The following is a 7,542-nucleotide window of genomic DNA, read 5'->3' on the forward strand; positions in this document are numbered from 1 at the left end:
AAATAAACACCCCAAAAGTTAGATCCTTTACTCTAACTTTTGGGGTGCAGTACAACGCCGTCACAAGCAAAAAGGTGGTTCTCGAGATAAAGACTAATCTAATTGACAACCACCACCCTGACGGTAGGGTTGCAGAAGAGAAGTGGTCCAACACTTCTCTTCTTTAATATATTCCCATTATACAGGAAATTATTCGTAAATGAAAGTCATCAAATCGTGAACAAGGTGTCAGGTACCTCCCGTGAGGTACCTCTCATGGACAAATTGGTGATTTGTCCATGGAGGGAAGACAGCTTTAGTGGATGAGGAAGAATAATAAATAAGTCAGTTTTATTCGATTGGATTGTCGCTTATTTGCCATGCTTCACCACATTTTTTTATGAATTTTCCAGGGTATGCTCTCTTTAAACTTCTGAGTATTTTTTTATCTTTGAGTTCCTTTTTTACTTCTAATTCATGCATTCGTTTTATCGTTTCTTCTAGGGTATCAGCCACTTCAATGAAGCCTAGCAATGGAATGTAAAAATATGTTTTCTTTTCCCCTGTTTTCATTTGTGTACACATCCTAGTAAATTATTTTAGTCACTTCTAAAAATTCGCTGTTTTAAAGCAATTGTCCTCTGGTGTTTGTGTGGAGTATACAGTTTTGTTAGAGGGATAGGTCCATGACTAGTGCTGATCATTGGTAAATGGGAGACTGGGTAAGACATATTAATGGAGGAACACCGATTCAAGTATTATTCACATATGCTCTCGAAATTACTGGTGATGATAATAGTAATTTAGAGGAATCCATATCTATGATTTTTTCTCTGGATATCTAAACAAATTCCCTATAACCTCTCAATATCCTTTAAGTAATTAAGATTGTTACCAGAGAAGAAACCTTCAAATTACTTTACTGGTTATTCAAGATTATCAAAGATTGTATCAAAGTCAATTTCCTTGCCGATTTCATTCTTTTATTTGGTGATTGGTTATTTTGCTATTATTGTCTACACAGGTGTAGAGTGAGCGTCCAAGGTAGAGGGGGTTTGATAGTTTATCAAAGTCAGGTAATCCATTGTCTAAGAATTTGTCATTGTCACGGTAAAAACGAACGATGTTTCCGACAAACCAGTCGTGATCCTCATATGATTGACGGTCTATTACCTCCAACTCGTAAGCCACATAGGCATCATGTAAGATAGGTGCATTGGTTGCCACACCTTTGCTGAATTCCATTTTTCCAAATTCAAATTTATTAACATTTGCCCCAGTATAAACTCCTGCTTGCTGGATCAGATTTGCTTTTTCAAAGGGCAGAAAGTTAACCGCAAACTTGCCAGCTTCCTTCAGTAAAGAATAGGTATGGCGCTCACGCCCAATCGCCACACCGTAAATCGGTGGTTCATAGGAAATATAAGAATGCCAGCCCGCCGCCATTATATTCTCTTCATCGTTATGACTAACCGTCACAAGTGCGACCATTCCTGGATAACTGTGCATCACCGTTTTTGTTGTTGATTCTAGCATTTGGTGCCTCCTGTTTTTATATGTCATTAGTGTCTATTTTAAAACGAGATTTGATTGTTGAGAAGCGTTCCCCAGCTTTCCTTCGACATATTATTTCAAATTAACTGTAGATTTGACAAGATTAGCCAAATTATGATGAGAAATATGTCCTTTTTATGGTAAAATATATATTTGAGAATAATTAATTTCTTTCTTATATCCAATTGAAACTTTCAAAATTCTAAGCTACCTCTAACGTGCAATTAGGAGATTATGCAAAGGCTATTGAAGCGTCTCTGGATATTCGGACGCAACAACCATTAAATGATTTGAGGGTGATGTAGGAGTTAGGGTTGATTGATATTAATCTTTACTGATTAAAAACGCGCTTACTTATTATTTATGTACATAGGTTACTAGTTTATTCTTAGAGGCTCATGACTTAACCTCCAGAGGGGATAAGTAAAATCATAACTTGAAATAACAACTAGAGAGGAAATAAATAAAAATGAAAAAGTTTATAAGTTGTATTGTACTAGTTTTCATGTTTTTTGGAAGTTTAACACCAATATCTCAGTCTCATGCGGCCGCTGCCGATGTGCCAAAAGTTCAGCACTTAATTATTGAAAACCTTGCCTATGCTACTTTCGTCATCGCGGATTCTGCTGATTATTACCAGGATACTCTGCAAGTTGAAATTGGTGGAAAGACATTTCAATCTCGGATTCACTTTAGAAATGAAGATTTAAGAGTTGATTTTGACAAGTTTTATGATCAAGGAACTCCATATACTATCTATTTTATAAAAGATGGTTCAAATGAAAAAACATTAGTAGCTCAAGGTACAGTCGGGGAAGGGCGAAATCCTCAAATTGAAGCAACTAAAACGATTCAAGAAGGTGCAAATGTAGTAAGTTTTCGTTTGCTTGGAATTGATCGATATGCGTTTGCCAATATTCCGGTTGGAGTGGAATACAATGGGAAGAAGTACTATTCACGATATTCTAGTGAAGGTCGATATGATATTTTTTTAAATACTCCGTTAACAAGTGGGCAAACGATTACTTACTTTATTGAATACAGCGGGGATGAAATCTATAAATTAGGCAGTACAACCGTTATTGATACAACTCCGCCAAGTCAAGCTGAAGTAAATGTGTACCAAACTACGATAAGAGATACGAAGGTAGCGGGTTACGTTAAAGAAGATGGAATGACCATTAATGTTTACATCGGAAAGAATAAATATAGTACAAAAACAATAAAAACTAAGGATGAAGAGTTAGTTAGTTTTTCAATCAAAATTCCCAAACAAAAGGCAAATACAACGTATTATGTTGAATTCATTGATAAGAGTGGCAACAAAAGTAAGTTTCCATACAGAATTGCAACAATTGATAACGGCGTTTATGTGAATTATACCTATGCCTATTCCACAAATGTTACTGGTCGTGTGAATTCGTATCAAAGTGGCGACTATGTACAAGTACTTGCTGGAACTAAAAAGTACACCGCTACGGTGAATAAAAACGGAACATTCTCTGTTAAAATTCCAAAACAAAAAGCAGGTGCATCCATTGTCGTAAGAAATTACGATAGTATCAATAACCTACTCGGTTCTTCTAAAGAAAAAATCTATCTAGGCGATAAAGTAAAAATTGGAATGACAAAAGCCCAAGTATTATTAACAACCTGGGGGAAACCATTGCGTGTCAATACAACGGTTACTAGCAATATAACTCATGAACAGTGGGTCTATTATGGTAATAAATATCTGTACTTTACAAACGGGAAATTAACTTTGATATCTATTTGAAGCATGGGGGATGGTTCGTTGTCCCATCACATATTTCCAGTCTATAGTAAATGCACCAAAAAGATTGGGACACAGCGCTGACTCTGTGTCCCTCAGAGGATTGTGTGTATAGGGTGTCCGCGAGTATCCGATAAATTATTCTTTCTCTTTCCGTTCCTCAATTTTATTCATAAAATCAGGATTATCTTTTTGTATCACTTTTATAAATTCAAAAGGCTCTATTCCCAGCCCGTAGGCAAGTTGAAACATCGTATCAATCGATGCCCTACTCCCGTTATTTTCTAATTCACCTATGTATGTCCGATTAAGGTTACTATTACCTGCTAACTCTTCTTGAGATAAGCCCTTTTCGTCCCTTATTCTTTTTAAAGTAGGACCTATGTAAACGATTTTATTTTTGTTCTTCAAGACAATTCCCCTTTATAGAGTACTAGACCATTAGCGGGAGAAATACTCCACCAGCTATTGATGGCAAAAGTGCCCGATATCACTTGAAATGTAAACGCTATCATTTTCCTTCAACTAAAATAAACTCAAATATTTGGCAAGGGTCTGTAATTTTTAAGGCTTCGCAGATTCTTATGATGTGTGATAGATGGACCTTTTCCCTTTTCTGATGGAAGAGCGCCGATAATGTGCCATGGTTAATGTCCGTTCTTCTGGATAATTCTCTAAGGGAAATATTATTTTCTCTAAGGATTTCGCGAATTTTTATTCTGATTTCAATCATTGTTTTATCACCTCCCATTATGGATTATTCGGAAAATTGAAATATCCGTATCTTTATTAAACGATTTTCATGTAGGGTTGTGACACTGACTATAGCCAACAAGATTACCCTATAAAATGACAATTTTATGAATTTGGATAGGTGGTTTGCCAATGGACGTGCTAATTAATGATTCAGAAGTTAATTTGGATGTGTTACTGGCTTAAAGTTCATTTCGTTTGTATATGAGGGGCGAGTTCTAAAAGGGGGGGCAAACAGAAGTTTTGTGTAAAAGAAGCACAGCTAAACTTTAAATCTGCTGTGCTTACTCATCCTTATTGACCGAATACGTTTCAAGGTATTCCTTCACTTGTTCTCCATATTTTGACTCACCTAATAAATCGATTAATATCCCTTTTTCTTCGGCGATTTTTAATAGTTTCCAAGGGGATAGGTCAACATTAATCGCGATCTTGATGAAGGTGCTTATCAGTATTTGTTTACTAATATCTCTCTCAATTAAACTCAATGCTTCGCTACTGATTCCACTGCGAAAAGCTAATTCTTCCTGATTCAATTGTTTTCCACGTCTGTATTTTTCTATTAATTGACCAAATGTCATTTTCTCATTATCCACTAAGGCTAATCCCCTTTTTAATTCATTAGATAATGAGTCTTAAAATAATTGAACGGAGTTAACTACGTTAATGTTGCATTAAGGAAACTTAGGATATTGGGCTACTGCACTAGCCTTAATGAGGAAAATAGGGAGGGAAGGTAGGAATAGGCTTTAAAAGAGGGGTACGTACAAATCATTGAGCTGCTTGCTGAACTAACTTTTTGCTTGTATTGGCTAGCAGCTCATTCTTCTCTTACTTTTGTGAGTGGTTATGTCTGGCAGGTCAGTAAAGGATCATTCTTGCCATATGTAATGACTAATCACTTGATGACTTTATGTATGATGTAAGATTCATAGAAGGGTAGGTATGAGCAAGGATGATGTAGCTGACAGTATTTATGTTTGTGATAATCCGGCAGTAGTTTATGCCCTCCTCCGCATTGATTTGCGCTTCCGTTTTGGCCGTCTTTTTTTCGGATTGAGATCAAAAGAAAATGGGTTCATTCCGATGCCAACGGTCAGGTTTCTAAATTGTTCAGCGGTTTGTAGCCTGTTATTAAAGGCAGAAAGCTGCATGTGGACGAGCATTTTTTTCCCGTTCCGATATTCAATCATTGTTTTTCGTTGGCAACCGATGGTTCTTTTAATATAGAATGGGTTAAACCAAATGGTATCTGGTCGATTAGGTGATCTGGTTGGAAACAGGCAAATGTTCAAAATCGGATTGACCATTACCGGATGCATCAGAATTTCATCGCCCAAAATCCACTTCGATGTCTCCAGTGCCCCTTTGTAATCAAAACCAATACATCTAATGCTGTATGCCAAAATTTCTAAAGGTGAACAATCCACGAAAAACGTTTCATTCTCTTCCTGCACCAATGTACACAACTTTCCATACCGGTCGTGATAACCGACCATGTACATCAGATGCTGATTAATCATATACTCCTTCTTTAACTCCATTGTTTTGCACCTCACTATTATTATTCCGGTGGCTGGACTACTTTCGGCACTATTTTTTTCACATCTTATACACCTCCTTGTCCAAAGTACGCCGGACGTTTCTATACTAGTAAAATATCATTTTTGCAAATTTTCGGTGGAATCTCTAGAAATACCAAATGGGGAAAATGATCGAAAGTTGGCAGTTTTGTCAGAAAATTGTCATATTTTATCCGCCTGAGGTTTGCTTTCGTATTTATAGCTAAAAATAGTGCAAACTTTTTGAAAAAACGCTTTAAATTTAAAATCTTAAGCATTTTTCCATGATTTTTCGGTGAAAATCGCTTCAAATTTGGTTTTAGTCTTTTGGAGTTTTTCTTGAATTTTGGGTAGGGTGGGGAAGCATGGGGCGGGTTCTTTTGCTTCAAATCTGTCCTAAGATTTTATTGAAGGAGAATGTCGAATGACCTATATTCCTAAATTAGCGCTTGAATTACAAAGCTTTTCCTCGGTGGACGAATTAAACCACCATATGAATCTTCACTATTTATCTTTCAAAGGGCTTATCTCGAAAAGTTGTAACACCGTTTTTCATTTGATTAAAAAATATGCCTGCCGGGTAGCGGGGGTCTGCTGGATCAAGCAAGATAAGTTGGCGGTCCTCGCAGACGTCTCCGTGAAAACCGTCGAGCGGGCAATGAAGTTTTTAAAGGAAAGAGGAGTTTTGAAGGTTTATTATACAAAACGGTCCAACGGCTTAAACGGTCATAGTTATTATGTTTTGCAGCCGTTTCAAGGTGAACTTCCGGTGGATGACGAGGAGATTGTGATGATCGATAAGGGGAATGTCGGAGCGGGTGACTGTCAAAAACTCTATGATAGGACTGAAATGGGGGCGGGGCGTCCAAATGACAAACTCTTATTAAGCTCTAAAAAAGCTCTTAAAAACTCTTTTCAAAAAAATGAAGAAGAAATGAATAATAACGCGCGCGTAGCTCCTCATTCTAATCTACTACAAAATGAAAATAGCAAAGGCATTACGGACGATGAGGTTGAGCCATTTGTTCAGTTCCTAGTCGATAATAGATTTAAACAAGAAATAGCTATGGAAATCGTCAATCGAGTATTGGTAGCTTCCCATGGCAAAAACATTCATCCTGTTATCATGATCCGGTCTATCGCTAGAGCACTATTTAAATTCAAAAAACGCCTAAAATACCAGCAACCCATCTTCTCAATCGTAGACTACTTCGTCCACCTAGTAACCGAAGAAATCTCCCCGGGATTCCCAGTGGAAAAAGATGAACCGAGAAAAAAACCGCAACACGATATAGCAAGAACAGAAAAAGCACTAGAAATGATGGGGATATTCAAGGAGTTGTTGGAAGAAAATAGGTGATTGGTGACAGGCACCACTTGTGGACAAGGTAAGTATGATGGTGTAAGACAGTAGGGGTTTTCCTTCCTGTCATCTACATTGCTTGTTTGAAATAGCGATTTTCAAACAAACGTTTGATTGAATTTACAATTGAAGGCGAATTGATAAGGGTATTTACCAAACCGCAGAAACCAACATTTTTCGCGCGGTATACTAAGATAATTGTAGTGCTACAGATCCCGGGTGACAGGTGGTTTCGGTGCCTGTCACTCCCCGAATTTTGTCGAAGATTGATAGGTTATTTCCATGGTTTTGAATGGTAGAATAAGGTGCAACTAAAATTGTGAGGGTGGTTGGTTGTCGCTCTTCTTTCCTTTTTTATTTGGAAAGGAGGTGATAATCATGGAAACATTTCTTGAATTTATACGAGAATTACTAAAGGGAATAGTGCGTGAAATTGGTGCAAATGTCTTTAGGAAACACGTATTAGGATACAAGAAAACCACCCCGCGCCGTAGGAAGCAAATGTACTGCACCCCAAAAGTTAGAGTAAAGGATCTAACTTTTGGGGTGTTTATTTT

General features: G+C 37.2%; 8 protein-coding genes. 2 read left to right on the forward strand and 6 right to left on the reverse strand.

Features of this window, described 5'->3' with window-relative positions; genetic code table 11:
• Positions 1-330: 330 nt before the first annotated feature.
• Entirely contained in the window at positions 331-552 is a 222-nt protein-coding gene (locus ACX9YW_RS22530) for a hypothetical protein (protein ID WP_460350883.1), read from the reverse strand.
• A 402-nt stretch (positions 553-954) separates the two neighbouring features.
• Positions 955-1,515, reverse strand: a complete 561-nt coding sequence (locus tag ACX9YW_RS22535; RefSeq protein WP_460350885.1) for a flavin reductase family protein — start codon at positions 1,513-1,515, stop codon at positions 955-957.
• Between the two features lie 487 nt (positions 1,516-2,002).
• On the opposite strand from ACX9YW_RS22535, the gene ACX9YW_RS22540 reads away from it, so the two are divergent.
• Complete coding sequence (locus ACX9YW_RS22540; RefSeq protein ID WP_460350887.1) at positions 2,003-3,310, forward strand: hypothetical protein; 1,308 nt, start codon at positions 2,003-2,005, stop codon at positions 3,308-3,310.
• A gap of 135 nt (positions 3,311-3,445) precedes the next feature.
• On the opposite strand, the gene ACX9YW_RS22545 is transcribed toward ACX9YW_RS22540, so the two are convergent.
• The 4 genes from ACX9YW_RS22545 to ACX9YW_RS22560 form a co-directional block, all read right to left on the reverse strand.
• Complete coding sequence (locus tag ACX9YW_RS22545; RefSeq protein ID WP_460350889.1) at positions 3,446-3,718, reverse strand: helix-turn-helix domain-containing protein; 273 nt, start codon at positions 3,716-3,718, stop codon at positions 3,446-3,448.
• A 100-nt stretch (positions 3,719-3,818) separates the two neighbouring features.
• Positions 3,819-4,040 (reverse strand): helix-turn-helix domain-containing protein, encoded by a 222-nt coding sequence (locus ACX9YW_RS22550; RefSeq protein WP_460350891.1) that lies wholly within the window; start codon positions 4,038-4,040, stop codon positions 3,819-3,821.
• Positions 4,041-4,344: 304 nt separating this feature from the next.
• Complete coding sequence (locus ACX9YW_RS22555; protein WP_460350894.1) at positions 4,345-4,656, reverse strand: helix-turn-helix domain-containing protein; 312 nt, start codon at positions 4,654-4,656, stop codon at positions 4,345-4,347.
• A gap of 405 nt (positions 4,657-5,061) precedes the next feature.
• Positions 5,062-5,604 carry a competence protein ComK gene (locus ACX9YW_RS22560; protein ID WP_460350896.1) on the reverse strand — a complete coding sequence of 181 codons (543 nt, stop codon included), beginning with the start codon at positions 5,602-5,604 and terminating at the stop codon, positions 5,062-5,064.
• A 442-nt stretch (positions 5,605-6,046) separates the two neighbouring features.
• On the opposite strand from ACX9YW_RS22560, the gene ACX9YW_RS22565 reads away from it, so the two are divergent.
• Positions 6,047-6,982: a hypothetical protein gene (locus ACX9YW_RS22565; protein WP_460350898.1), complete on the forward strand. Its 936-nt coding sequence runs from the start codon at positions 6,047-6,049 to the stop codon at positions 6,980-6,982.
• Positions 6,983-7,542: the final 560 nt, after the last annotated feature.

Source organism: Pseudoneobacillus rhizolycopersici, from assembly GCF_054786815.1.